This is a genomic window from Pseudomonas sp. P7548 (assembly GCF_013386585.1).
Classification (GTDB): domain Bacteria; phylum Pseudomonadota; class Gammaproteobacteria; order Pseudomonadales; family Pseudomonadaceae; genus Aquipseudomonas.
The window spans coordinates 25480-46330 of record NZ_JACARO010000070.1 but is presented as its reverse complement, the minus strand read 5'-3'; the positions used below and the strand labels follow the sequence as shown (position 1 = coordinate 46330).

Genomic DNA, 20851 nt, shown 5'->3' with positions numbered 1-20851 from the left:
ACAATTCAAAAGGTGTGAAACCCAATCAAATGTGGGAGCTGGCTTGCCTGCGATGGCGATTTCAAGAGCACAAAACTATCGAGACTGGATAATGCTCAACCGCTCCCCGACCACCATCTCGGTAATCCAATCCACCAGAATCGACGTATAGGCCTGCTGCGACACTGGATCGCTGAGCGCATGGTCGGCGCCATCGATAATGCGGTGGGTCAGCGAGTGCGTCTGCTGGCACGCCGCGCGGTAGCTCATGATGGTGGCGTGGGGCACGTGGTCATCGGACTCCGACTCCACGATCAACACATCACCGGTAAACGCCGAACACGCGTGCAACGCACGATTGGTCTCGGCATGCACTAGTGTGCTGCGGTAATCCATCAAGTCCGCCTTATCCAGGTCCCGCTTGGGCTTGAGCCACTCCTGATCGCGGTACAGCGCCGGCACACGCAGCGCCAGCCAGCGTACCGGGCGCAATGACGTGAGGATCGCCGCCAGGTAACCGCCATAACTGGTGCCCACCACCGCGACCGCCGAGGTGTCGATGGCCGGGTGAGACAGCAGCCGGTCGTAGGCCGCGAGCAGGTCGCGCAGGTTGTCTTCACGGGTCACGCGGGACAGCGGAATACCGGTGCCCGCATGACCGCGCAGGTCGAACGTGAGGCACACGCACCCCAGACCCGCAATGCCTTTGGCGCGCTCCAGGTCGCGCTCTTGGCTGCCGCCCCAGCCGTGCACGAACAACACGCCGGGCACTTTGGATTTGGGGCTCAGGAAGGTGCCGCTCATCTGTTCGTCGTCGATGTCGATCGCAATGCTTTCACTTCTAGCCGTCATAAGCCTTAACCGTCACATACTTGAGAAGAAAGTCGCTGTTTTGCGCTGGCCCGCGATACACCTCAATGGCGTCAGCCGGCAGGGGCTGGTCCACGTAGGTTTCCACCGAGGCCACCTGAATGGCGCGCAGGCCCGGGTGGTTAATAAAGCTCTGCAGCGCCGCGACTTCCGCGCTGCTGGCCCCGCCCATGCGCCAGGATTGCTCGAGCACGCCGCTGCGGCGTTGTCCGTCGCTGTCCAGGCCTTGGGCGATGTCGTAGTTGCGCCGCGACGCAAAGAAACCGGGGTAGGCCTCATCGGCGGCGTTGTCATAGACGCGGGCTTGTTCGATGGCTTCGCACACATCGTCGGGCAGTGGTAGGCGCAACAGGTCTTCGTAATAGCCAGGCACCACCAGCAGGTTGGAACCGCCGTAGACGTCCTCGCCCTGCCCGTCTTTTGTGAGGTACTGCTCGCCACAGTAGCTGAACACATGATCGCCGATGAAACTCTGGCCGACACTGTGGGTGATCACATCGCTCAGGTCTTGCTCCAGCACCACGCCGTCGTCGAACAGGCGCTCGCTGTCTGGTCGTGCCAGCACAGCCTCTAATTCGTCGAGGTTGTGGATAACTTCCTGGCCACGTCCGGCGCACCCATGCACCGGTTTCAAGCGGATGGGGCCGCTGTTGAGCAGATGCATGGCCGCTGGCCGGGCGTCGTCGAGGGCGAAGACGCTCAGGCCGTCGAGCACAACAGGCCGTACTCGCTCGCAAAACAACAGCGACCAGCCTTCGGGCGCCTTGGCGCCTGGGCCCAGCAGGCCGTGACTGATGGCCTTGGTGCAGATGAAGTCGTGCTCGACGTAGCCGCCCCACAGGTCTTGCGGCCCTTTGATATTGAGCTGGCGCGCTTGCTCAGCACCCACCAAGGTTTGCGTGGGGAGCAAGTAAAACTCACGGCCGGCATGCCGACCGGGGTCATAACTGCCGCCGAATTTGAGCCCGAGAATCTGCGCCAGCCAGCGCGCCAGGGCGAGGTTGGTCTGAACCTCGTGCAATGGCGCGCCCTCCCGCGTGGAGTGAGCAACGACGAGCTTTTTACGTTGAGTCGGGGTCATGCGTCCCCCTTGGCTATCCCGCCCTGTGTGTGAGGGGAAAGTTGCAGGGATCAGGCCAAGGCCGGTTCTGACGTGATGGTTTACAAATCAAGCCGTTGCGGGGGAAGCGATGGCAGTAGGCCTGTTTTATTCTGCACGACGGCCCGTGAATGGCGCGGCGTTCTGCACGATTCAGACGCCGAAGCGGCTGCGGTAATCGCTGGGTGCCAGGCCGGTGATTTTCTTGAACGTGGCGCGGAACGCACTGGGGTCCTGATAACCCACGGTCCAGGCGATGTGGTCAATGGTGCCGTTGGTGAATTCGAGCATCTGCCGCGCCTTGCCCACCCGCAGGTGCTGGCAATATTCGGTGGGCTTGAGCCCCGTCGCGTTGCGAAAGCGCCGCAGGAAGGTGCGCTCTTCCAGCCCCGCCTCCTGCGCCATCGCGCTGACCGACACGTCCACCGCGCCGCTGGCTTGCAGCCAATGCTGCACCTTGAGAATCGCGGTGTCGCCATGCCCCAGAATCGGCGCGAAGTTGCTGCCGCACTGGCTGGCGCTGTCGCTGTGCTCGATCACCAGGAACCGCGCCGTACTGGCGGCAATGCTCGGCCCCATCAAGCGATCAACCAGGCGCAGGCCGAGTTCGGACCAAGCCATCAGCCCGGCCGTGGTGATCAAGTCGCCGTCATCAACGATTGGCTTGTCGGCTTCCAGGCGCACGGCCGGGTAACGCAGGGCAAAGGATTTGGCCGAGGACCAATGGGTGGTGGCGCTGCGCCCATCCAGCAGGCCGCTGCGCGCCAGCATGATCGAACCGATGCACACGCCACCCAGCACGGTGCCTGCGGCATGTCTTTGACGAAGCCACTCCAGCAGAGCGGGTGGCGCTTGTTCTTCAGTGAATTCGCCGATGGAGGGCGGCACCAGCACGGCCATCATGGCTTGGTCTGGCCCGGGGTGGCTGTCAAATACGCGGGCCGGCGTGCCGGTGGCGTCTACCTGCCAATGGCTGACGCGCAACAATGGCAGTTGCGAGGATTGATGCTCGGCAGCGATCCGGTTGGCGACGCCGAACAGGTCCGTCAGGCCATGTACCGCAGCCAATTGCGCACCTCTGTAGATCAACACACCCAACTCAACAACCGCCATTGTCAGTTTTCCCCCTGTTATTGTCGGTGCGGCCAATCCCGGGTGCGGGCGCCAGCTAAGATACTAAGCCCCATCAACCCATCACGAGGCAACACACATGGCCAAGCAAGCGCTCATCCTAATCGATATCCAGAACGACTACTTCCCTCAGGGCAAGTGGCCGCTCGACGGCGTTGAAGCCGCGGCCGACAAGGCTGCGCAGGTGCTCCAGGCTTTTCGCCAGGCGGGGGATGCGGTGATTCATGTGCGCCATGAGTTCACCTCCGATGACGCGCCCTTTTTTGCCCCGGGCTCCGAAGGTGCGCACTTGCACCCCAAGGTGCTGAACGAAGGCAGCGAGCCGGTGGTGCTTAAACATTTCGTGAATGCGTTTCGTGAAACCAACCTGCGCACCCTGCTGGAACAGCGCAGCATCACCGACGTGGTCGTCGTCGGCAGCATGAGCCACATGTGCATCGACGCCGTGGTGCGAGCAGCGGCGGATCTTGGCTACAAGGTCACGGTGATTCATGACGCGTGTGCCACCCGTGACCTGGAATTCAACGGGCAGGTGATTCCAGCGGCGCAGGCGCACGCAGCTTATATGGCGTCGCTGGGGTTTGCGTATGCAGACGTGCTGTCGGCGGATGAGTACTTGAAAGCGCAAGCGGCGGCGGCATGACCGCCACTTGCCGGCCAGGTATCAGCGGGTCGCAATGATGAACAGGCGCGGGAATGGCAGCAGTACGGTGCCATCGCTCAGGGCTGGATAAGCTTGGGTGATCCGCGCCTTGTATTCCTGTAGGAAGGCGGCTTTTTCGCTATCGGTCAACGGTGCAAGGAAGGGCCTCAGGGCCGAGGCCTTGAACCATTCCACGACCGCCCCGTGATCGGCCAACGGATGCTGGTAGGTGGTGCGCCACACATCGACGGTGCTGCAGTGTTTGCTCAGCAGCTCGTAGTAGTAGCTCGCCGCATGCCGTTCGTTGTGCTTGACCGCGCCGATCTTCACGGACCACGGGCCATCGGCTGCCACTTCACGGGCCAGGCGGTGTGCAGGTTCGTCGAGATTGTCCGGAGTTTGTACCGCCAGCGTGCCACCGGGGGTGAGCTGGTGGACCAAGTGTGGATAAAGCGTGGCGTGGTCCGGCAGCCATTGCAGGGAGGCGTTCGCCAGTATCACGTCGTAGTGTTGCGCAGGGTTCCAGGCGCCAATATCCGCCAGTTCAAAGGCCAGTTCGGGTAGGCGCTTGCGTGCATCGACCAACATGTCATCGGAGCTGTCCATGCCAGTGACGTGGGCCTGTGGATAACGCTCGGCCAACACTTCGGTGGAGTTTCCCGGCCCGCACCCCAGGTCGACGGCGTTGCGCACTTCGGTATTCGGGATAGCCGCGACCAGGTCACGGACGGGACGGGTGCGCTGTTGTTCGAACATCGTGTACTGCTTGGCAGACCAGGTCATCACGGCTTTCCTTCTTTTTGAGGTTGGCTACAGCCTAAATCTTGTGAGCCATGAGAACAAATGCCAGGATTGGAGCACTCCCATACCCGGAAAGTATGACTATGTTGGAACTCCGCCAGCTCAAGGCCTTTGTCGCGATTGCCGAAGAAGGCTATATCACCCGCGCCGCCGAACGCCTGGGCATGCAGCAGCCGCCGTTGACGCGCCTGTTGCAAAGCCTTGAGGCGGAGTTGGGAGTGGTCTTGATGGAGCGCCTGCCCAGAGGCGTGCGCCCCACCACTGCCGGGCTGGCGCTACTGGATGAAGCGCGGGAAATTCTCTCCCGGGCTGAGGGCATCGCCGACGTGGTGCGCCGTGCCGCACGGGGTGAACGAGGGCGCCTGGCCATCGGTTTTACGAGTTCGGCGGCCTTGCACCCTTTTGTGCCGAGTGTGTTGCGGTTGTTTCGCGAAACTTTTGTCGGCGTCTCTGTGGTGCTGGAGGAAGCCGGTACTGGCGAACTGCTGGACGCGCTGGAGCACGAGAAGCTCGACGCGGCGTTTATTCGCTCGCCGCTGAGCGGCACTCAATCGCTGCAGGATGAACCGATCCTGGTGGAGCCCATGTTGCTGGCGCTGCCCACCGACCATCCGCTGGCACTCGATGCGGACTCTCCCCTGCCCTTGAAGGCCCTGGCGACCGAATCCTTTGTGCTCTATCGCCGTCGAGTGGGATTGGGGTTGTACGACGCAATCCTGGTGGCCTGCCGTGAGGCCGGGTTCAGCCCCCAGGTGGTCCAGGAAGCGCCGCGCATGACTGCGACACTCAGTTTGGTGGCGGCAGGCCTGGGCGTGTCCATCGTGCCGGCCTCCATGCAGCGGCTGCGTGGCGACGGAATCGTTTATCGAGCGCTGACGGAATGCCAGAGCCTGGTGGCGCCGCTGCATTTGGCAACACGGATCGGCGATGGCTCGGCGGTATTGCAACGGTTCAAGGAGATGGTGGTAACGGCCGCGTCGACGGATGCCTGATCACGGGCCATAAAAAACCCCCGGCGCTTTCGCGGTCGGGGGCTTTGGTGTTGCGGGTCTTAGACCTTAGAACGGGATATCGTCATCAAAGCTGTCGAAATCCGGAGCCGGTTGCGGAGCGGCCTGCTGTGGCGCTGGACGCGACTCACGCTGTGGCTGCTGGCTTGGCTGTGGACGCGACTGCTGTGGACGTGGTGCCGAGTTGGACATGCCGCCCTGGCCCTGTTGGTCGCCCTGTGGACGGCCGCCCAGCAGTTGCATGGTTCCTTGCATGTCGACCACGATTTCAGTGGTGTAACGCTTGATACCGTCTTTTTCCCACTCGCGGGTCTGCAGCTTGCCTTCGATGTAGACCTGCGAACCTTTGCGCAGGTATTCACCGGCGATCTCGGCGACCTTGCCGAACATCGACACACGGTGCCATTCGGTTTTCTCGACCTTCTGGCCGGTCTGCTTGTCGGTCCACTGTTCGCTGGTCGCCAGACTCAGGTTGGTCACGGCGTTACCGTTAGGCAAGTAGCGAACTTCGGGATCCTGGCCGCAAGTACCGACCAATATGACTTTGTTAACCCCACGGGCCATAACGTTCTCCTAGGCTGGGCGCGCTGTCGGCACTGGGTTGACCAGTTGCTCGAGCGTCGCGCGATCCAATAATTCGGTGTCCAATTTGATGTAGATGGCGGCTTCTTCGGCGATCACTACCGCATCTGTTACCCCAACAACGGCCTTAAGGCGCTCTACCAGGCCGGCTTCACGAATTGCTTCGGGCGACAAAGGCAGGCGCAGGCTTGTGACGTATGGCGGTTCGCGCATGGTAACAGCAAAGGCTAACCAAAGTGCAGCCAGCCCGGCGCATCCCAGGAAGACAACCGACAAACCGCCATGCTGGAACATCCAGCCACCCATGATGCCGCCCAACGCAGAGCCAAGGAACTGGCTGGTGGAATACACCCCCATTGCCGTGCCCTTGCCACCGGCCGGTGAAACTTTACTGATCAGCGAAGGCAACGAGGCTTCCAGCAGGTTGAACGCGGTGAAGAACACCACCGTACCGATCACCAGCGCCCGCAGGCTGTCGCCGAACTGCCAGAAGAATAGCTCAGTGAGCATCAGCGTCGCGACGGCGCCGAGCAGCACTTGTTTCATCTTGCGTTTTTTCTCGCCATAGATGATGAACGGGATCATGGCGAAGAACGAAATCAGCAGCGCGGTGAGGTAGACCCACCAGTGCTGTTCCTTGGGCAGGCCGGCTTTTTCGACCAGCGCCAGGGGCAAGGCAACGAAGCTGCACATCAGCATCGCGTGCAACACGAAGATACCTAAATCCAGGCGCAGCAGGTCCGGATGCTTGAGCGTCGGCAGCAACGCCTTGCGCGCCACACCGGATTCGCGGTGCTGCAAGGTGCCGGTAGAACGCGGCACCATGAAGGCCACGATCACGATGCCGAACAATGCCATGCCGCCCGTTGCGAGAAACAGACCGTGCAAGCCGAACGCACGTGTGAGCAAGGGGCCGACCACCATGGCCACGGCGAACGACAGGCCGATGGTCATGCCGATCATGGCCATGGCCTTGGTGCGGTGTTGTTCACGGGTGAGGTCCGACAGCAAGGCCATGACGGCAGCAGAAATCGCGCCGGCACCTTGCAGGACGCGGCCGGCAATCACGCCCCAAATAGAATCTGACTGAGCGGCGAGCACGCTGCCTAGGGCAAAGACGATCAATCCCAGATAGATCACCGGGCGGCGGCCGATACGGTCGGAAATGATCCCGAAGGGGATCTGGAAAATAGCCTGGGTCAGGCCATAGGCGCCAATCGCCAAGCCGATCAAAGCGGGGGTCGCGCCTGCGAGGTCCATCCCATAAGTCGCCAGCACCGGCAACACCATGAACATGCCAAGCATACGGAAGGCGAACACCAGGGCCAGACCGCTTGCTGCTCGGGTCTCGCCGCTACTCATGCGTTCGCTGTGGGGATCGTGCATGGAAAAACCTCGTGTGAACCGGCGGCGATTCTACCAGTCCCATCGATTGAGAGGGTATATGCGGCGCTTTGCCGCGCAGCTTTCATGTAAGGCTGCAAGCGGCCTTTTGACAGTGTATATTCATCCAGTCTTTAGCCGTATACTCCAGCATTATTTACGCCCGCCGAGCGAGGCCATCTTGGACAAGATCCTGATTCGTGGGGCTAGAACCCACAACCTGAAGAACATCGACCTGACCCTGCCCCGGGACAAACTGATCGTCATCACCGGCTTGTCCGGGTCCGGCAAATCGTCCCTGGCGTTCGACACGCTGTACGCCGAAGGCCAGCGTCGTTACGTGGAATCGCTGTCGGCCTACGCCCGCCAGTTCCTGTCGATGATGGAAAAACCCGACGTCGATACCATCGAAGGCCTGTCGCCGGCGATTTCCATCGAGCAGAAATCGACCTCCCACAACCCGCGCTCCACCGTGGGCACCATCACCGAAATCTACGACTACCTGCGCCTGCTGTATGCGCGAGTCGGTATTCCGCGCTGCCCCGACCACGACATTCCCCTGGAAGCCCAGACCGTCAGCCAGATGGTCGACCTGGTGCTGGCCCAGCCGGAAGGCGCCAAGCTGATGTTGTTGGCACCGGTGATCCGTGAGCGCAAGGGTGAACACCTCTCCGTGTTCGAAGAACTGCGCGCCCAAGGCTTTGTGCGCGCACGCATCAACGGCAAGCTGTATGAGCTGGATGAAGCGCCGAAGCTCGACAAACAGAAGAAGCATTCGATCGACGTGGTGGTCGACCGCTTCAAGGTACGGGCGGACTTGCAGCAGCGCCTGGCGGAGTCCTTCGAGACCGCGTTGAAGCTGGCGGACGGCATTGCCCTCGTGGCGCCGATGGATGACGAGCCGGGTGAAGAAATCATCTTCTCCGCACGCTTTGCCTGCCCGATCTGCGGCCACGCCATCAGCGAGCTGGAACCCAAGCTGTTTTCCTTCAACAACCCGGCCGGCGCCTGCCCGACCTGCGATGGTCTGGGGGTCAAGCAGTTCTTCGACATCAAGCGCCTGGTTAACGGCGAATTGACGCTGGCGGAGGGGGCGATACGCGGCTGGGACAGGCGTAACGTCTACTACTTCCAGATGCTCGGGTCGTTGGCGGCCCACTATAAGTTCAGCCTGGAAGTGCCGTTCAACCAACTGCCAGCCGAACAGCAGAAAGTCATCCTGCATGGCAGCGGTTCGCAGAACGTCGATTTCAAATACCTGAACGACCGTGGCGACATCGTCAAGCGGTCCCACCCGTTCGAAGGCATCGTGCCGAACCTGGAACGTCGCTATCGCGAGACTGAATCGGCGAGCGTGCGTGAAGAATTGGCGAAGTTCCTCAGCACCCAGCCCTGCCCGGATTGCCGCGGTACGCGCCTGCGTCGCGAGGCTCGCCATGTGTGGGTCGGTGAGAAGACGTTGCCGGCTGTCACCAGCCTGCCGATCGGCGATGCCTGCGAGTACTTCGGTGTGCTCAAGCTGACGGGACGCCGTGGCGAGATTGCCGACAAGATCCTCAAGGAGATTCGCGAGCGGCTGCAGTTCCTGGTCAACGTAGGCCTGGACTACCTGTCGCTGGATCGCAGTGCCGATACCTTGTCGGGCGGCGAAGCCCAGCGGATTCGCCTGGCCAGCCAGATTGGTGCCGGCCTGGTCGGCGTGCTGTACATCCTCGACGAGCCTTCGATCGGCTTGCACCAGCGAGACAACGACCGCCTGTTGGGCACGTTGAAACACCTGCGCGATATCGGCAACACGGTGATCGTGGTCGAGCACGATGAGGACGCGATCCGCCTGGCCGATTACGTAGTCGATATCGGCCCAGGTGCGGGCGTGCACGGTGGGCACATTGTGGCCGAGGGCACGCCGGCCGAGGTCATGGCTCACCCCGATTCGCTGACCGGCAAATACCTGTCTGGCCGAGTGAAAATTGAAGTGCCAGCCAAGCGTACACCGCGCAACAAGAAGCTGGCGCTGCACCTCAAGGGCGCGCGTGGCAACAACCTGCGCAATGTCGACCTGGAGATTCCGCTGGGCCTGCTGACGTGTGTGACCGGGGTTTCCGGCTCGGGCAAGTCGACGCTGATCAACAACACGCTGTTCCCGTTGAGTGCCACCGCCTTGAACGGTGCGACCACCCTGGAAGCGGCGGCACACGACAGCATCAAGGGCCTGGAGCACTTGGACAAAGTGGTCGATATCGACCAGAGCCCGATTGGCCGCACACCGCGCTCCAACCCGGCGACCTACACCGGCTTGTTTACGCCGATTCGCGAGTTGTTCGCGGGTGTTCCGGAATCCCGCTCACGGGGTTACGGGCCTGGTCGTTTCTCGTTCAACGTCAAGGGCGGCCGCTGTGAGGCATGCCAGGGCGATGGCTTGATCAAGGTGGAGATGCACTTCCTGCCGGACATCTACGTGCCGTGCGACGTGTGCAAGAGCAAGCGCTATAACCGCGAGACCCTGGAGATCAAGTACAAGGGCAAGAGCATCCACGAGACCCTCGAAATGACCATTGAGGAAGCCCGGGAGTTCTTCGATGCGGTACCGGCACTGGCGCGCAAGCTGCAGACATTGATGGACGTGGGCTTGTCGTATATCAAGCTGGGTCAATCGGCGACCACGTTGTCCGGTGGTGAGGCGCAGCGGGTGAAACTGTCCCGCGAGCTGTCCAAGCGCGATACCGGCAAGACCTTGTATATCCTTGATGAACCAACCACCGGCCTGCACTTCGCGGATATCCAGCAACTGCTGGACGTACTGCACCGTCTGCGCGATCACGGCAACACGGTGGTGGTGATCGAGCACAACCTGGATGTGATCAAGACCGCCGACTGGCTGGTCGACCTGGGGCCGGAAGGCGGCTCCAAGGGTGGCCAGATCATCGCGGTGGGTACGCCGGAGCAGGTCAGCGAAATGCCGCAATCCCATACTGGTTACTACTTGAAACCATTGCTGGCGCGTGACCGGGCCTGATCCCTCGGGCCCAATAAAAAGCCCCTGTCACCTCGCGGTGACAGGGGCTTTTTTGTATCTGGGAACTAGAACTGCGATTGCAGGTAGTTCTCCAGGCCAACCAGCTTGATCAGACCCAGCTGCTTTTCCAGCCAGTAGGTGTGATCTTCTTCGGTGTCGTTCAACTGCACGCGAAGGATCTCACGAGTGACGAAGTCACTGTGCTTCTCGCAGAGCTCGATGCCCTTGCAGAGCGCGGCACGCACCTTGTACTCAAGGCGCAGGTCGGCTGCGAGCATGTCAGGCACCGTCGTGCCCACGTCCAAGTCATCCGGACGCATGCGTGGCGTGCCTTCGAGCATCAGGATGCGGCGCATCAGCGCGTCGGCGTGCTGTGCCTCTTCTTCCATCTCGTGATTGATACGTTCGTAGAGCTCGGTAAAGCCCCAGTCTTCGTACATGCGCGAGTGGATGAAATATTGGTCACGCGCTGCCAGTTCGCCCGTCAGCAACGTGTTGAGGTAATCGATTACGTCGGGGTGACCTTGCATCGCCCTACATCTCCCTGCTTGAAAGTCTGTAGTTTGAACCATGATGACTCGGAGGTCACGGGACAAACGGCAGAAAAGTGAAGATTTTCAGAGAAAAGTAGCTGATTTAACGCAAAAACCGCCCAAATGAGGGCGGTTCTGCTTATCGTTTAGAGTCAGTTAAGCGATACACCCAGTGCCTTTGCGATTGCTTCTCCATAAGCCGGGTCTGCCTTGTAGAAGTGCCCCAACTGACGCTGGACCACATCACTGGAAACCCCACCCATGGCGCCGGCGATGTTGTTGACGAGTAATGCTTTCTGCTCCTCGTTCATCAGGCGGAACAGCGCACCGGCGTGGCTGTAGTAGTCCGTGTCTTCGCGGTGATCGTAACGATCGGCGGCGCCACTCAGGGCCAGCGCTGGCTCTGCGTACTGAGGAGCCTGCTTCGGTGCGTCGCTGTAGCTGTTCGGCTCATAGTTTGGCGCTGAGCCGCCGTTGCTGCCGAAGGCCATCGAACCGTCGCGCTGATAGCTGTTCACCGGGCTGCGTGGGGCATTCACCGGCAATTGCTGGTGGTTGGTACCCACACGGTAGCGGTGCGCATCTGCGTAGGCGAATACGCGGCCTTGCAGCATGCGGTCTGGCGACAAGCCAACACCTGGAACCATGTTGCTTGGGCCAAAGGCTGCTTGCTCCACTTCAGCGAAGTAGTTTTGCGGGTTGCGGTTGAGTTCCAGTTCACCGACTTCAATCAGCGGGAACTCTTTCTGCGACCAAGTCTTGGTCACGTCAAACGGGTTCTCGTAGTGAGCGTTGGCCTGGGCTTCAGTCATGATCTGGATGCAGACGCGCCATTTCGGGAAATCACCGCGCTCAATCGCACCGAACAGATCGCGCTGGGCGTAATCAGGGTCGGTACCGGCAAGGCGTGCGGCTTCTGCGGGCGCCAGGTTCTTGATGCCTTGCTTCGTCTTGTAGTGCCACTTCACCCAGTGACGCTCACCATTGGCGTTAATCAGGCTGTAGGTGTGGCTACCAAAGCCGTGCATGTGACGGTAGCCATCAGGGATGCCACGGTCGGAAAACAGAATGGTGACCTGGTGCAGCGCCTCAGGTGAGTGCGACCAGAAGTCCCACATCATTTGGGCGCTTTTCAGGTTGCTTTGCGGCAGGCGTTTCTGAGTGTGGATGAAGTCAGGGAACTTCAGCGGGTCACGGATGAAAAACACCGGGGTGTTGTTACCCACGATGTCCCAGTTGCCTTCTTCAGTATAGAACTTCAAGGCGAAACCGCGTGGATCGCGCTCAGTGTCAGCCGAACCGCGTTCGCCCCCTACGGTGGAGAAACGCAGGAAGGTCGGGGTTTGCTTACCAACGGATTCGAACAACTTGGCGCTGGTGTATTTCGTGATGTCCTGGGTGACAGTGAAAGTACCATAGGCGCCTGAGCCCTTGGCGTGCACACGGCGCTCAGGGATGTTCTCGCGGTTGAAGTGAGCGAGCTTCTCGATCAGGTGAAAATCGTCGAGCAGCAGCGGGCCGCGTGGGCCGGCGGAACGGGAATTCTGGTTGTCCGCAACGGGGGCGCCGCTGGCGGTGGTAAGGATTTTATTCTGGCTCATGCTCAATTTTCCTCAGGTCGGACTTGGAACTGCCGGCTAATCGGCTTGGAGGGAGTATTGATCATCAACATGACGTCTACAAATTCATTAAATTGTAGGCACCAATAGAAAATTTCTACCAAACTCCAATCACCCCATAGTGCCAAGCACTGACCGTGAAATCGTGAACACGCCGCACTTTTTATTACGCGCACAAAAAACCGGGCACTAGGCCCGGTTCTTCGTTACAGCTTGTCGTCTTACTCGGCGCTTACAGCTTCGCCAGCAGTAGCACGATCAACCAACTCGACGTACGCCATAGGCGCGTTGTCGCCAGCGCGGAAACCGCACTTGAGGATGCGCAGGTAGCCACCCTCACGGGTAGCGTAACGCTTGCCCAGGTCGTTGAAGAGCTTACCAACGATAGCTTTCGAACGAGTACGGTCGAAAGCCAGACGGCGGTTAGCCAGGCTGTCTGTCTTAGCCAAAGTAATCAGCGGCTCAGCAACGCGGCGCAGTTCTTTAGCTTTCGGCAGTGTAGTTTTGATCAGCTCGTGCTCGAACAGCGACACCGCCATGTTTTGGAACATGGCCTTGCGGTGCGAGCTGGTACGGCTCAGGTGACGACCACTTTTACGATGACGCATGGTTCATTCCTTACCAAACTCACGTTCGGTGATTACGACGATCAGGCAGTCGCCTTGTCGTCCTTCTTAAGACTTGCAGGCGGCCAGTTGTCGAGGCGCATGCCGAGGGACAGACCGCGGGAGGCCAGAACGTCCTTGATTTCAGTCAAGGATTTCTTGCCCAGGTTCGGAGTCTTCAACAGTTCTACTTCGGTACGCTGAATCAGGTCGCCGATGTAGTAAATGTTTTCCGCCTTAAGGCAGTTAGCCGAACGTACAGTCAGTTCCAGATCGTCAACCGGGCGAAGCAGGATCGGATCGATCTCGTCTTCCTGCTCGATTACCACTGGTTCGCTGTCACCTTTGAGGTCGACGAACGCAGCCAACTGCTGTTGCAGGATGGTTGCAGCGCGGCGGATAGCCTCTTCAGGATCCAGAGTACCGTTGGTTTCCAGATCAATAACCAGCTTGTCCAGGTTAGTACGCTGTTCGACACGGGCGTTTTCCACCACGTATGCGATACGGCGAACCGGGCTGAACGAAGAGTCAAGCTGCAAGCGACCAATGCTGCGGCTTTCGTCTTCATCGCTCTGACGCGAGTCGGCCGGTTCATAACCACGACCACGAGCTACGGTGAGCTTCATGTTCAGGGCGCCGTTAGACGCCAGGTTAGCGATTACGTGATCGGGGTTAACGATCTCGACATCATGATCCAGCTGAATATCGGCAGCGGTAACCACCCCCGAACCCTTCTTCGACAAGGTCAGCGTAACTTCGTCACGGCCGTGCAGCTTGATAGCCAGACCTTTAAGGTTCAACAGGATTTCAATTACGTCTTCCTGTACACCTTCGATGGCGCTGTACTCGTGGAGCACACCGTCAATCTCGGCCTCGACTACTGCACAGCCGGGCATTGAGGACAACAGGATGCGGCGCAGCGCGTTGCCCAGGGTGTGGCCAAAACCACGCTCGAGAGGCTCGAGAGTGATCTTGGCGCGGGTTGGACTGACAACCTGCACATCAATGTGGCGGGGTGTCAGGAACTCATTTACCGAAATCTGCATGGATGCACCTATTTTCTAGCCCTTACTTGGAGTAGAGCTCGACAATCAGGCTTTCGTTGATGTCGGCGGACAGATCACTGCGAGCAGGAACGTTCTTGAAAACGCCCGACTTCTTCTCAGTGTCTACTTCTACCCATTCTACGCGGCCACGTTGGGCACACAGATCGAGAGCTTGGACAATGCGAAGTTGGTTTTTTGCTTTCTCGCGAACTGCAACCACGTCACCAGCACGAACCTGGTAGGACGGAACGTTTACGGTCTGACCGTTAACGCTGATCGACTTGTGCGATACCAGCTGACGGGATTCGGCACGAGTAGAACCAAAGCCCATACGGTATACAACGTTGTCCAGACGGCATTCGAGCAGTTGCAGCAGGTTTTCACCGGTTGCACCTTTCTTGCCAGCAGCTTCTTTGTAGTAGCCGCTGAATTGACGCTCGAGAACGCCGTAGATACGACGGACCTTCTGCTTTTCACGCAGTTGGGTGCCGTAGTCGGACTGGCGACCGCGGCGTTGGCCGTGGATACCAGGTGCTGCTTCGATGTTGCACTTCGATTCGATCGCGCGCACGCCGCTCTTCAGGAAGAGATCGGTGCCTTCGCGACGAGCGAGTTTGCATTTTGGACCAATGTAACGAGCCATTCTTTACAATCTCCTGGATTACACGCGGCGCTTCTTCGGCGGACGGCACCCGTTGTGCGGGATTGGCGTCACGTCGGTGATGCTGGCGATCTTATAGCCACAGCCGTTCAAAGCACGGACAGCAGACTCACGACCTGGACCTGGACCTTTGACGTTAACGTCGAGGTTTTTCAGGCCGTATTCCAGCGCAGCTTGACCAGCACGTTCAGCAGCTACTTGAGCAGCGAACGGAGTGGACTTGCGGGAACCGCGGAAACCCGAACCACCAGAGGTAGCCCAAGACAGCGCGTTACCTTGACGGTCGGTGATGGTCACGATGGTGTTGTTAAAAGAAGCATGGATGTGGGCGATGCCATCAACCACTGTCTTTTTAACTTTTTTACGAGGACGAGCAGCAGGTTTTGCCATGATAATTTTCCTGTCGATTCGCTGGGGCGATTACTTGCGGATCGGCTTACGCGGACCTTTACGGGTACGCGCGTTAGTCTTGGTACGCTGACCGCGTACTGGAAGACCACGACGATGACGCAGACCGCGATAGCAACCGAGGTCCATCAAACGCTTGATTTTCATGTTGATTTCGCGACGCAGGTCACCTTCAGTGGTGAACTTCGCCACTTCGCCACGCAGCTGTTCAATCTGCTCGTCGCTCAGATCCTTGATCTTAGCGGCTGGGTTTACCCCAGCAACTGCGCAAATTTTCTGCGCAGTAGTGCGACCAACACCATAGATGTAGGTCAGCGAGATAACAGTGTGCTTGTTATCTGGAATGTTAACGCCTGCAATACGGGCCATTCAGTGGGACTCCAATTGACAGCTACCTACGCCCCGGAAGCCAAGAAATAGGGCGCGAGATAATATCGCTGTAATAACAAATAATCAACCCGGCAGCGCACTAGCTGCCGGGCTTCAAGCGGATCACACTCAGCCTTGGCGCTGTTTGTGACGCGGTTCCGCGCTGCAAATTACTCGAACAACACCTTCGCGGCGAATAATCTTGCAGTTACGGCACAGCTTTTTCACCGATGCACGAACTTTCATCACCAACTCCTCGAACCTTATGGGTACTCAGCGCAACATGCCGCTGCCGTAACCCTTCAGGTTGGCTTTCTTCATCAGGGATTCGTACTGGTGCGAAACGAGGTGCGATTGTACTTGGGACATGAAGTCCATCACAACCACGACCACGATCAGCAACGAGGTCCCGCCAAGGTAGAACGGAACGTTTGCTGCAACCACCAGGAACTGGGGCAACAGGCACACGGCCGTCATATATAGAGCACCGAACAGGGTCAAACGAGTCAGAACGCCATCAATGTAGCGTGCAGACTGCTCACCTGGACGGATACCCGGAATAAAGGCACCGGACTTCTTCAGGTTTTCCGCTACGTCTTTCGGATTGAACATCAACGCCGTATAGAAGAAGCAGAAGAAAATAATCCCTGCACTAAACAGCAGAATATTCAACGGCTGACCAGGAGCGATCGACTGAGAGAGGTCCTGCAGCCAGCCCATATTTTCAGACTGACCAAACCAGGTACCCAACGAAGCCGGAAACAGCAAAATGCTGCTCGCGAAAATTGCCGGAATAACACCGGCCATATTCACTTTCAGCGGCAAGTGGCTGGTCTGCGCAGCAAAGACCTTACGGCCCTGCTGACGCTTGGCGTAGTGAACAGCAATACGACGCTGACCACGCTCAATGAACACCACAAAACCGATAATCGCTACTGCCAGCAAACCGATGGCAACCAAGGCGAAGATATTGATATCACCCTGACGTGCAGACTCGAAAGACTGCCCGATTGCTCTCGGAAGACCGGCGACGATACCTGCGAAAATCAACATCGAGATACCGTTGCCAACACCACGCTCAGTAATCTGCTCACCCAGCCACATCATGAACATCGCACCAGCCACAAATGTGGATACTGCGACGAAATAGAAGCCAAAGTCACCAGTGAACGCAACACCCTGCCCAGCCAAGCCAACGGACATGCCGATAGCTTGGACCAGGGCGAGGATGACAGTGCCGTAGCGGGTGTACTGGCTAATCTTGCGACGGCCAGCTTCACCTTCCTTCTTCAACTGTTCCAGCTGCGGGCTGACGGCGGTCATCAGTTGCATGATGATCGATGCCGAAATGTACGGCATGATCCCCAGTGCAAAAATGCTCATCCGCTCCAGCGCGCCGCCGGAAAACATGTTGAACAAGCTAAGAATGGTCCCCTCATTCTGTCGAAACAGGTCTGCGAGTCGGTCCGGGTTGATACCTGGAACCGGGATGTGTGCGCCTATTCGGTAGACGATAATCGCCAGGAACAGAAAACGCAGACGAGCCCAAAGTTCAGACATACCGCCTTTGCCGAGCGCTGAGAGAGCACCTTGCTTAGCCATTTATTCCTCGAACTTGCCGCCAGCTGCTTCGATAGCCGAACGCGCACCTTTGGTGGCGCCGATTCCCTTGCCGATAGTGACAGCGCGAGCCACTTCACCGGACAGCATGATTTTCACACGCTGTACGTTGACGTTGATCACGTTGGCATCTTTCAGGGTCTGCAGAGTAACGATGTCGCCGTCCACTTTAGCCAGTTCGGACAGACGCACTTCTGCGCGATCCATGGCTTTCAGGGATACGAAACCGAACTTAGGCAGGCGACGATGCAGCGGCTGTTGACCGCCTTCAAAGCCTGGAGCAATGGTGCCACCGGAACGGGAGGTTTGACCTTTGTGGCCACGGCCACCAGTCTTACCCAAACCGCTACCGATACCACGGCCCGGACGATGCTTTTCGCGACGGGAACCCGGCGCTGGACTCAGATCATTGAGTTTCATCGATTAACCCTCTACACGCAGCATGTAGTAAGCCTTGTTGATCATCCCGCGATTCTCGGGAGTATCCTGGACTTCTACAGTGTGACCGATGCGACGCAGACCCAGACCTTTAACACACAGTTTGTGGTTAGGGATGCGGCCGGTCATGCTTTTGATCAGCGTTACTTTAACGGTAGCCATGATCAGAAGATCTCCTTGACAGTCAGGCCACGCTTGGCAGCGATGGACTCAGGAGATTGCATAGCCTTCAGACCCTTAAAGGTGGCGTGAACCACGTTTACCGGGTTAGTCGAGCCGTAGCACTTGGCCAGAACGTTCTGAACGCCAGCAACTTCGAGGACAGCACGCATAGCGCCGCCAGCGATGATACCGGTACCTTCAGAAGCAGGCTGCATGTACACCTTCGAAGCGCCATGGGCAGACTTCATTGCGTACTGCAGAGTGGTGCCGTTCAGATCAACTTGGATCATGTTGCGACGAGCAGCTTCCATAGCCTTCTGGATTGCAGCAGGCACTTCACGCGACTTGCCACGGCCGAAGCCAACACGCCCTTTACCATCACCTACCACGGTCAACGCGGTGAAAGTGAAGATACGGCCGCCTTTAACGGTTTTGGCTACGCGGTTAACTTGAACCAGCTTCTCAATGTAGCCTTCGTCGCGCTTTTGGTCGTTATTTGACATAACTTAGAACTCCAGCCCAGCTTCACGAGCAGCATCAGCCAGCGCTTTCACGCGACCGTGGTACTTGAAGCCAGAGCGGTCGAAAGCCACTTGCGAGACGCCAGCGGCCTTAGCACGCGTAGCGACCAGCTGGCCAACCTTTGTGGCCGCGTCGATGTTGCCGGTGGCACCATCACGCAGTTCTTTATCCAAAGTCGAGGCGCTTGCCAGGACTTTGTTGCCGTCGGCCGAGATGACCTGGGCGTAGATGTGCTGCGACGAGCGGAACACGCAGAGACGCACGACTTCGAGTTCGTGCATTTTCAGGCGTGCTTTGCGAGCGCGACGCAGTCGAGTAACTTTTTTGTCGGTCATTTGCTATGCCCTACTTCTTCTTGGCTTCTTTACGACGGACGACTTCGTCCGCGTAGCGCACACCTTTGCCTTTGTACGGCTCTGGTGGACGGAAGTCGCGGATCTCAGCGGCCACTTGACCTACCAGCTGCTTATCGATGCCCTTGATCAGGATATCGGTCTGGCTAGGGGTCTCAGCAGTGATGCCCGCTGGCAGTTCGTAATCCACAGGGTGCGAGAAGCCAAGGGCCAGGTTCAAAACCGTGCCTTTTGCTTGCGCCTTGTAACCAACACCGACCAGCTGGAGCTTGCGCTCAAAGCCTTGGCTTACGCCTTGGACCATGTTGTTTACCAACGCACGCGTGGTACCGGCCATTGCGCGAGTTTGTTGATCGCCATTGCGAGCAGCGAAACGCAGCTCACCAGCTTCTTCAACGATCTCAACGGACGAATGGATGTTCAGTTCAAGAGTACCCTTGGCACCCTTCACCGAAAGCTGTTGGCCTGCGAATTTGACTTCGACACCGGCTGGCAGCTTAACGGGGTTCTTAGCGACGCGAGACATGCTTATCCCCCCTTAGAACACAGTGCAAAGAACTTCGCCGCCGACACCGGCAGCGCGCGCAGCACGATCCGTCATCACACCTTTGTTGGTGGAGACGATAGACACGCCCAGACCGCCACGAACTTTCGGCAGATCTTCAGCGGACTTGTACTGACGCAGGCCTGGACGGCTAACGCGCTTCACTTCCTCGATGACCGAACGGCCTTCGAAGTACTTCAGCTCGATGGACAGCAGTGCTTTTACATCGCTGCTGATCTGATAACCCGCAATGTAGCCTTCGTCTTTCAGGACTTTGGCAACAGCTACCTTCAACTTGGAAGATGGCATGCTTACGACGGACTTTTCAGCCATCTGGGCATTACGGATACGAGTTAGCATGTCCGCTAACGGGTCCTGCATACTCATGGGCTAGACGCTCCTAATACAAAAAAATTAGCCTTGCGGCTACATATGTCGCCGAGAATCTCCGGGCATAGAAAACACGGGCTCAGGCGAGCCGGGTATTCTAGACACACTCCGGAAATGAAACAAGCCCCAAAAGGGGCTTGTTCCAGATTCAAGGTCACCGGTGGTCGCTATCTTGCGACGCCAACCACCCGGACTTTGAAAGTACTTACCAGCTGGCTTTAACCAGACCTGGTACGTCACCACGCATTGCCGCTTCACGCAGTTTGTTACGGCCGAGGCCGAACTTGCGGTAAACGCCGTGTGGACGACCGGTCAGGCGGCAGCGGTTACGCATGCGCGAAGCGCTTGCGTCACGTGGCTGCTTCTGCAGGGCAACTGTAGCTTCCCAACGCGCTTCTGGACTTGCGTTCAGATCAACGATGATTGCTTTCAGTGCTGCACGCTTCTTGGCGTACTTGGCAACCGTGAGCTGACGCTTCAGCTCGCGGTTTTTCATGCTCATCTTGGCCATGGTCCTACTCCAATCAGTTGCGGAACGGGAATTTGAAAGCACGCAACAGGGCGCGACCTTCATCATCGTTCTTGGCAGTGGTGGTCAGGGTGATGTCCAGACCGCGGAGAGCATCGATCTTGTCGTAGTCGATTTCCGGGAAGATGATCTGCTCTTTCACGCCCATGCTGTAGTTACCACGACCGTCGAAGGACTTGGCATTCAGGCCGCGGAAGTCGCGAACCCGAGGCAGGGAGATCGACAGCAGACGATCCAGGAACTCGTACATACGCTCACGGCGCAGGGTCACTTTGACGCCGATCGGCCAACCTTCACGGACTTTAAAGCCAGCGATGGATTTCCGAGCGTAGGTCACAACGACTTTCTGGCCGGTGATCTTTTCCAGGTCAGCAACAGCGTGCTCGATGACTTTTTTGTCGCCGATCGCTTCGCCCAGACCCATGTTCAGGGTGATTTTGGTGACGCGCGGAACTTCCATCACGTTCCCGAGCTTAAGTTCTTCCTTAAGCTTGGGGGCGATTTCCTTCCGGTAAATCTCTTGTAGTCGTGCCATGGT

Annotated in this window: 26 protein-coding genes; 3 read left to right on the top strand and 23 right to left on the bottom strand. The window is 58.4% G+C overall.

What is annotated here, in order from left to right; translation table 11 throughout:
* Positions 1 to 75: 75 nt before the first annotated feature.
* The 3 genes from HX803_RS24685 to HX803_RS24675 all read right to left on the bottom strand — a co-directional run bounded on the left by HX803_RS24685 (position 76) and on the right by HX803_RS24675 (position 3061).
* A complete protein-coding gene (locus HX803_RS24685) occupies positions 76 to 831 on the bottom strand; it encodes a S9 family peptidase (RefSeq protein ID WP_178924255.1) in 756 nt (251 codons plus the stop codon).
* On the bottom strand, positions 821 to 1930 hold the full coding sequence (locus tag HX803_RS24680; RefSeq protein WP_178924253.1) for a DUF3182 family protein: 1110 nt from the start codon (positions 1928 to 1930) through the stop codon (positions 821 to 823). Before HX803_RS24680 ends, HX803_RS24685 begins: the two co-directional genes overlap by 11 nt.
* Positions 1931 to 2101: 171 nt before the next feature.
* Positions 2102 to 3061, bottom strand: coding sequence for a GlxA family transcriptional regulator (locus tag HX803_RS24675; RefSeq protein ID WP_178924251.1), 960 nt, complete (start codon positions 3059 to 3061; stop codon positions 2102 to 2104).
* Between the two features lie 97 nt (positions 3062 to 3158).
* Here HX803_RS24675 and HX803_RS24670 point away from each other — a divergent pair, with 97 nt between their 5' ends.
* Positions 3159 to 3722 (top strand): cysteine hydrolase family protein, encoded by a 564-nt coding sequence (locus tag HX803_RS24670; RefSeq protein WP_178924249.1) that lies wholly within the window; start codon positions 3159 to 3161, stop codon positions 3720 to 3722.
* Positions 3723 to 3743: 21 nt separating this feature from the next.
* Here the strand turns inward: HX803_RS24670 and tam are convergent, their stop codons facing one another.
* Positions 3744 to 4505: a trans-aconitate 2-methyltransferase gene (gene tam, locus HX803_RS24665; protein WP_178924247.1), complete on the bottom strand. Its 762-nt coding sequence runs from the start codon at positions 4503 to 4505 to the stop codon at positions 3744 to 3746.
* A 101-nt stretch (positions 4506 to 4606) separates the two neighbouring features.
* Between tam and HX803_RS24660 the strand changes: the two genes are divergently transcribed.
* Positions 4607 to 5515 (top strand): LysR family transcriptional regulator, encoded by a 909-nt coding sequence (locus HX803_RS24660; RefSeq protein ID WP_178924245.1) that lies wholly within the window; start codon positions 4607 to 4609, stop codon positions 5513 to 5515.
* A 66-nt stretch (positions 5516 to 5581) separates the two neighbouring features.
* On the opposite strand, the gene HX803_RS24655 is transcribed toward HX803_RS24660, so the two are convergent.
* Positions 5582 to 6097 carry a single-stranded DNA-binding protein gene (locus HX803_RS24655; protein WP_003232445.1) on the bottom strand — a complete coding sequence of 172 codons (516 nt, stop codon included), beginning with the start codon at positions 6095 to 6097 and terminating at the stop codon, positions 5582 to 5584.
* A gap of 9 nt (positions 6098 to 6106) precedes the next feature.
* Positions 6107 to 7501 (bottom strand): MFS transporter, encoded by a 1395-nt coding sequence (locus tag HX803_RS24650; protein ID WP_178924243.1) that lies wholly within the window; start codon positions 7499 to 7501, stop codon positions 6107 to 6109.
* Between the two features lie 178 nt (positions 7502 to 7679).
* Here HX803_RS24650 and uvrA point away from each other — a divergent pair, with 178 nt between their 5' ends.
* Positions 7680 to 10514, top strand: a complete 2835-nt coding sequence (gene uvrA / locus HX803_RS24645; protein WP_178924241.1) for an excinuclease ABC subunit UvrA — start codon at positions 7680 to 7682, stop codon at positions 10512 to 10514.
* A gap of 65 nt (positions 10515 to 10579) precedes the next feature.
* Here the strand turns inward: uvrA and bfr are convergent, their stop codons facing one another.
* The 17 genes from bfr to rplE form a co-directional block, all read right to left on the bottom strand.
* Positions 10580 to 11044 (bottom strand): bacterioferritin, encoded by a 465-nt coding sequence (gene bfr, locus HX803_RS24640; RefSeq protein ID WP_176999254.1) that lies wholly within the window; start codon positions 11042 to 11044, stop codon positions 10580 to 10582.
* Positions 11045 to 11199: 155 nt separating this feature from the next.
* A complete protein-coding gene (locus HX803_RS24635) occupies positions 11200 to 12648 on the bottom strand; it encodes a catalase (protein WP_178924239.1) in 1449 nt (482 codons plus the stop codon).
* A 239-nt stretch (positions 12649 to 12887) separates the two neighbouring features.
* Complete coding sequence (gene rplQ, locus HX803_RS24630) at positions 12888 to 13274, bottom strand: 50S ribosomal protein L17 (protein ID WP_003176402.1); 387 nt, start codon at positions 13272 to 13274, stop codon at positions 12888 to 12890.
* Between the two features lie 41 nt (positions 13275 to 13315).
* Positions 13316 to 14317, bottom strand: coding sequence for a DNA-directed RNA polymerase subunit alpha (gene rpoA / locus HX803_RS24625; protein WP_003176403.1), 1002 nt, complete (start codon positions 14315 to 14317; stop codon positions 13316 to 13318).
* Positions 14318 to 14339: 22 nt separating this feature from the next.
* Entirely contained in the window at positions 14340 to 14960 is a 621-nt protein-coding gene (gene rpsD, locus HX803_RS24620) for a 30S ribosomal protein S4 (RefSeq protein WP_003176404.1), read from the bottom strand.
* An 18-nt stretch (positions 14961 to 14978) separates the two neighbouring features.
* A complete protein-coding gene (gene rpsK, locus HX803_RS24615) occupies positions 14979 to 15368 on the bottom strand; it encodes a 30S ribosomal protein S11 (protein WP_002555466.1) in 390 nt (129 codons plus the stop codon).
* A 30-nt stretch (positions 15369 to 15398) separates the two neighbouring features.
* On the bottom strand, positions 15399 to 15755 hold the full coding sequence (gene rpsM, locus HX803_RS24610) for a 30S ribosomal protein S13 (RefSeq protein ID WP_003194635.1): 357 nt from the start codon (positions 15753 to 15755) through the stop codon (positions 15399 to 15401).
* Between the two features lie 129 nt (positions 15756 to 15884).
* On the bottom strand, positions 15885 to 16001 hold the full coding sequence (gene rpmJ, locus HX803_RS24605) for a 50S ribosomal protein L36 (protein ID WP_002555468.1): 117 nt from the start codon (positions 15999 to 16001) through the stop codon (positions 15885 to 15887).
* A gap of 27 nt (positions 16002 to 16028) precedes the next feature.
* Positions 16029 to 17357 (bottom strand): preprotein translocase subunit SecY, encoded by a 1329-nt coding sequence (secY, locus tag HX803_RS24600; protein WP_071485371.1) that lies wholly within the window; start codon positions 17355 to 17357, stop codon positions 16029 to 16031.
* Positions 17358 to 17795, bottom strand: coding sequence for a 50S ribosomal protein L15 (rplO, locus tag HX803_RS24595; protein WP_060755285.1), 438 nt, complete (start codon positions 17793 to 17795; stop codon positions 17358 to 17360).
* Positions 17796 to 17798: 3 nt separating this feature from the next.
* On the bottom strand, positions 17799 to 17975 hold the full coding sequence (gene rpmD, locus HX803_RS24590; RefSeq protein ID WP_003176408.1) for a 50S ribosomal protein L30: 177 nt from the start codon (positions 17973 to 17975) through the stop codon (positions 17799 to 17801).
* A 2-nt stretch (positions 17976 to 17977) separates the two neighbouring features.
* Complete coding sequence (rpsE, locus tag HX803_RS24585) at positions 17978 to 18478, bottom strand: 30S ribosomal protein S5 (RefSeq protein ID WP_003176409.1); 501 nt, start codon at positions 18476 to 18478, stop codon at positions 17978 to 17980.
* A gap of 3 nt (positions 18479 to 18481) precedes the next feature.
* Positions 18482 to 18832 (bottom strand): 50S ribosomal protein L18, encoded by a 351-nt coding sequence (gene rplR, locus HX803_RS24580; RefSeq protein ID WP_003186037.1) that lies wholly within the window; start codon positions 18830 to 18832, stop codon positions 18482 to 18484.
* A 10-nt stretch (positions 18833 to 18842) separates the two neighbouring features.
* Positions 18843 to 19376, bottom strand: coding sequence for a 50S ribosomal protein L6 (rplF, locus tag HX803_RS24575; protein WP_003194640.1), 534 nt, complete (start codon positions 19374 to 19376; stop codon positions 18843 to 18845).
* Positions 19377 to 19388: 12 nt separating this feature from the next.
* Positions 19389 to 19781: a 30S ribosomal protein S8 gene (rpsH, locus tag HX803_RS24570; protein WP_010206883.1), complete on the bottom strand. Its 393-nt coding sequence runs from the start codon at positions 19779 to 19781 to the stop codon at positions 19389 to 19391.
* A gap of 208 nt (positions 19782 to 19989) precedes the next feature.
* Positions 19990 to 20295 carry a 30S ribosomal protein S14 gene (rpsN, locus tag HX803_RS24565; RefSeq protein WP_003176414.1) on the bottom strand — a complete coding sequence of 102 codons (306 nt, stop codon included), beginning with the start codon at positions 20293 to 20295 and terminating at the stop codon, positions 19990 to 19992.
* Positions 20296 to 20308: 13 nt separating this feature from the next.
* The gene (rplE, locus tag HX803_RS24560; RefSeq protein WP_003194642.1) at positions 20309 to 20848 is read right to left on the bottom strand and encodes a 50S ribosomal protein L5; all 540 of its coding nucleotides are present in this window, start codon (positions 20846 to 20848) and stop codon (positions 20309 to 20311) included.
* Between the last annotated feature and the right edge of the window lie 3 nt (positions 20849 to 20851).

What these genes read in the sequence shown, in the direction of transcription:
- HX803_RS24685 (WP_178924255.1), bottom strand. Translation starts at nt 831, where the DNA reads ATGACGGCTAGAAGTGAAAGCATTGCGATCGACATCGACGACGAACAG.
- HX803_RS24680 (WP_178924253.1), bottom strand. Translation starts at nt 1,930, where the DNA reads ATGACCCCGACTCAACGTAAAAAGCTCGTCGTTGCTCACTCCACGCGG.
- HX803_RS24675 (WP_178924251.1), bottom strand. Translation starts at nt 3,061, where the DNA reads ATGGCGGTTGTTGAGTTGGGTGTGTTGATCTACAGAGGTGCGCAATTG.
- HX803_RS24670 (WP_178924249.1), top strand. Translation starts at nt 3,159, where the DNA reads ATGGCCAAGCAAGCGCTCATCCTAATCGATATCCAGAACGACTACTTC.
- tam (WP_178924247.1), bottom strand. Translation starts at nt 4,505, where the DNA reads ATGACCTGGTCTGCCAAGCAGTACACGATGTTCGAACAACAGCGCACC.
- HX803_RS24660 (WP_178924245.1), top strand. Translation starts at nt 4,607, where the DNA reads ATGTTGGAACTCCGCCAGCTCAAGGCCTTTGTCGCGATTGCCGAAGAA.
- HX803_RS24655 (WP_003232445.1), bottom strand. Translation starts at nt 6,097, where the DNA reads ATGGCCCGTGGGGTTAACAAAGTCATATTGGTCGGTACTTGCGGCCAG.
- HX803_RS24650 (WP_178924243.1), bottom strand. Translation starts at nt 7,501, where the DNA reads ATGCACGATCCCCACAGCGAACGCATGAGTAGCGGCGAGACCCGAGCA.
- bfr (WP_176999254.1), bottom strand. Translation starts at nt 11,044, where the DNA reads ATGCAAGGTCACCCCGACGTAATCGATTACCTCAACACGTTGCTGACG.
- HX803_RS24635 (WP_178924239.1), bottom strand. Translation starts at nt 12,648, where the DNA reads ATGAGCCAGAATAAAATCCTTACCACCGCCAGCGGCGCCCCCGTTGCG.
- rplQ (WP_003176402.1), bottom strand. Translation starts at nt 13,274, where the DNA reads ATGCGTCATCGTAAAAGTGGTCGTCACCTGAGCCGTACCAGCTCGCAC.
- rpoA (WP_003176403.1), bottom strand. Translation starts at nt 14,317, where the DNA reads ATGCAGATTTCGGTAAATGAGTTCCTGACACCCCGCCACATTGATGTG.
- rpsD (WP_003176404.1), bottom strand. Translation starts at nt 14,960, where the DNA reads ATGGCTCGTTACATTGGTCCAAAATGCAAACTCGCTCGTCGCGAAGGC.
- rpsK (WP_002555466.1), bottom strand. Translation starts at nt 15,368, where the DNA reads ATGGCAAAACCTGCTGCTCGTCCTCGTAAAAAAGTTAAAAAGACAGTG.
- rpsM (WP_003194635.1), bottom strand. Translation starts at nt 15,755, where the DNA reads ATGGCCCGTATTGCAGGCGTTAACATTCCAGATAACAAGCACACTGTT.
- rpmJ (WP_002555468.1), bottom strand. Translation starts at nt 16,001, where the DNA reads ATGAAAGTTCGTGCATCGGTGAAAAAGCTGTGCCGTAACTGCAAGATT.
- secY (WP_071485371.1), bottom strand. Translation starts at nt 17,357, where the DNA reads ATGGCTAAGCAAGGTGCTCTCTCAGCGCTCGGCAAAGGCGGTATGTCT.
- rplO (WP_060755285.1), bottom strand. Translation starts at nt 17,795, where the DNA reads ATGAAACTCAATGATCTGAGTCCAGCGCCGGGTTCCCGTCGCGAAAAG.
- rpmD (WP_003176408.1), bottom strand. Translation starts at nt 17,975, where the DNA reads ATGGCTACCGTTAAAGTAACGCTGATCAAAAGCATGACCGGCCGCATC.
- rpsE (WP_003176409.1), bottom strand. Translation starts at nt 18,478, where the DNA reads ATGTCAAATAACGACCAAAAGCGCGACGAAGGCTACATTGAGAAGCTG.
- rplR (WP_003186037.1), bottom strand. Translation starts at nt 18,832, where the DNA reads ATGACCGACAAAAAAGTTACTCGACTGCGTCGCGCTCGCAAAGCACGC.
- rplF (WP_003194640.1), bottom strand. Translation starts at nt 19,376, where the DNA reads ATGTCTCGCGTCGCTAAGAACCCCGTTAAGCTGCCAGCCGGTGTCGAA.
- rpsH (WP_010206883.1), bottom strand. Translation starts at nt 19,781, where the DNA reads ATGAGTATGCAGGACCCGTTAGCGGACATGCTAACTCGTATCCGTAAT.
- rpsN (WP_003176414.1), bottom strand. Translation starts at nt 20,295, where the DNA reads ATGGCCAAGATGAGCATGAAAAACCGCGAGCTGAAGCGTCAGCTCACG.
- rplE (WP_003194642.1), bottom strand. Translation starts at nt 20,848, where the DNA reads ATGGCACGACTACAAGAGATTTACCGGAAGGAAATCGCCCCCAAGCTT.